At 63.0% G+C, this 2546-nt stretch carries 3 protein-coding genes; all 3 read right to left on the bottom strand.

Annotated features, from left to right (window positions below; all coding sequences use genetic code 11):
- Nucleotides 1-53: 53 nt before the first annotated feature.
- Nucleotides 54-1637, bottom strand: a complete 1584-nt coding sequence (locus H0U68_RS20760) for an IS66 family transposase (RefSeq protein ID WP_296358803.1) — start codon at nucleotides 1635-1637, stop codon at nucleotides 54-56.
- Between the two features lie 76 nt (nucleotides 1638-1713).
- A complete protein-coding gene (gene tnpB, locus H0U68_RS20755) occupies nucleotides 1714-2061 on the bottom strand; it encodes an IS66 family insertion sequence element accessory protein TnpB (protein ID WP_296358802.1) in 348 nt (115 codons plus the stop codon).
- Nucleotides 2058-2459, bottom strand: coding sequence for a transposase (locus H0U68_RS20750; protein WP_296358801.1), 402 nt, complete (start codon nucleotides 2457-2459; stop codon nucleotides 2058-2060). The genes tnpB and H0U68_RS20750 overlap by 4 nt, the downstream gene beginning before the upstream one ends.
- Nucleotides 2460-2546: the final 87 nt, after the last annotated feature.

Below are 2546 nucleotides of genomic sequence, written 5' to 3'. Positions count from 1 at the left end.
CGTACGCATCCGACCAGCACCCCAGGTAGGTGCGATCCTCCGCTGAAGATCCCTCAGGCGGCAACGGCGGCCCTGGGCTGCTGGTTCGCCTTCCAATTCCAGGGCAGCAGGTCAGCGACCTTGTTGGCGGGATAATCGGGGAGCCGGGCCAGCACGTCCGCAAGCCATGCTTGGGGATCGACGTCGTTCATCTTGCAGGTCTCGACAAGGGTATAGACGGCGGCCGCACGATGGCCGCCTGCATCTGAACCGGCAAAGGTCCAATTCTTTCTTCCGACCGCCACGCCGCGTAGGGCTCGTTCGGCGGCGTTGTTGGTGAGACAGACGCGGCCGTCGTCGAGGAAGCGGGTGAACGCAGCCCAGCGGTTGAAGAGATAGTTGATGGCCTTTGCGGTGTCGTTGCTTGATGAGAGCAAGGCTCGCTGCTGGCGCAGCCAGGTTTCGAGCTCGATGAGAAGCGGCTTCGATTTCTCACGTCGGACAGCAAGCCGCTGCTCGGGCGTTTTGCCGTTGACGGTGCGCTCGATTTCGAACAGTTCATCGATGCGCCGCACAGCCTCAGCGGCAATCGGCGCCTCTCCCGATTTTGCCAGGTCGAAGAACTTTCTGCGCCCGTGGCTCCAGCAGGCCGCCTCAAGGATCGGCGCTGGCTTGCGATTGCCCCTGTAGAGGTCGTTGTATCCGTTAAAGGCATCGGCCTGCATCAGGCCGACATAGCCGGCCAGGTGGCTTCGTGGATGCTCTCCAGCCCGGTTGCGCGAGTAATAGAACAAGGCCGCCGGCGGATCCTGGCCGCCAAACGGCCGGTCATCACGAACATAGGTCCAGATCCGGCCGGTGACGGCCTTCAATTTTGCCAGCACAGGCACCGTCGTATCGTCGGCGTGGATGCGTTCCGCGCTCATGACATGGGTCCGGATGGCCTCAATAATTGGGTCGAGCGCCACCACGCAGGCGCCGACCCGATCTGCCAGCGTCGAGACATCAATCTCAACCCCCTCGCGGGCATAGGTCTTGCTCTGCCGGTTCAGCGGCTGATGCAGCAGGAACTTGTTGACCAGCACCATCGCCAGCAGGCTCGGCCCGGCAAAGCCGCGCGGGATCGGATGGGAGGGCGCCGGCGCCTCGGTGATCGCCTCGCAGTCCCGGCAGGAGAATTTTTCGCGGACGTGCTCGATGATCTTCCAGCGCCGCGGCTCGCATTCCAGGGTTTTCGACACCACCTCGCCGAGCTTGTGCAGTCGCGCGCTGCCGCACTTGCCGCACGCGCAAGGCGCGGGCTCGACGATACGTTCGACCGGCAGATTGTCCGGCAGCGGACGTCGAGGCGGTCGCGGATTTTGCGCGCGCTTCTCCTTGGCGGCCTCTGGCGCGGCAATCTCAGCCTTGGTTTCCTGTTCGGCCTGGGTCTCTTCGAGGTCCTCGATCGCAAGCTCGAGCTGCTCGACCAGCAGCTTGCCGCGTTCGGAGGATTGCCCGAACTGCTCGCGCCGTGCCTTGGCCAGCATCAGCTTCAGCCGCTCGATTTCGAGCCGGCCGACAGTGACTTCGCTCTTCGCCAATGTCAGCTGCTCGCGCTGCGCAAGGATCATCGCATGCGCGGCGGCGAGGTCGGCGGGAAGTGAATCGGAGGGCATCGTCACGATGACGAATCAAACATATTCGCCGCAAAAAATCGCGCCGGATTTCTGCTGTGAGTCAAAAAGCCACAGCTTAACCGGAGGCTTGTGGACGCCAAGTTGCCTGCGGCATTCGCCAGTCAATTCCGGACAGAAGATAGGATAATTGCGCAACGCTGATGGTGACAACACCGTCCGCCAGCGATGGCCACAGAAAGCGCCCGCGCTCCAGCCGTTTCGTGAACAGGCACGCGCCCTGGCCATCATGCCAAATGATCTTGATGAGATCACCGCGACGGCCTCTAAAAACGTAGAGATCACCGACGTGGGGATCGCGCTTCAAGCTTTCCTGAACCAGCCGTGCCAGGCTCGGGAAGCCACGTCGCATATCGGTATGGCCGGTCGCAAGCCACACCCGCACATTGCCGGGAACCGCGATCACCGGCGTTCCAGCACGTCGAGAACCCGCGCCAGCGCCTCCGGGTCAACTTGCGCATCCACCCGGATGCGTCGCCGGTTGCCAAGATCAATCTCGATCAGTCCGGTCCGGGCCGCGGGCACCAGCCGCATCCGCCCGTCATTCTCGGACGGCGGCTTCGCGCTTACCCCGCCCGTTTCCGCCACCGCGGTAATCTGCACCGGCGCAAAACAGGGCCCGACCTTCTCAACCGTTCGCGCCTGCCGACGCCAGGTGAACACCACGCTCGCCGCGACACCGTTGCGGCGGGCAACGTCCGTCACCTTGGCGCCCGGTACCAGCGTTTCCTCGACAATACGTGTCTTGTCGTCCTGCGACCAACGTCGCCGCCGCTCTAACCCGTCCAAAACCTCGACCCGCATCGCTCGATGACCTTAAAGCTAGATTTAAGGTCACACCCTTCGTGAAATACCCCGCGTCAGACAAGACGGTGCTCGTCGGACGCGTAC

The organism is Ramlibacter sp., from assembly GCF_013697775.1.
Lineage (GTDB): Bacteria > Pseudomonadota > Gammaproteobacteria > Burkholderiales > Burkholderiaceae_C > Ramlibacter.
The sequence above is the reverse complement of the archived record's forward strand: the minus strand, read 5'-3'. Positions and strand labels throughout refer to the sequence as shown.

Bases quoted from the DNA above. Each gene is read 5' to 3' on its own strand.
- H0U68_RS20760 (WP_296358803.1), bottom strand. From the start codon at position 1,637: ATGCCCTCCGATTCACTTCCCGCCGACCTCGCCGCCGCGCATGCGATG.
- H0U68_RS20750 (WP_296358801.1), bottom strand. From the start codon at position 2,459: ATGCGGGTCGAGGTTTTGGACGGGTTAGAGCGGCGGCGACGTTGGTCG.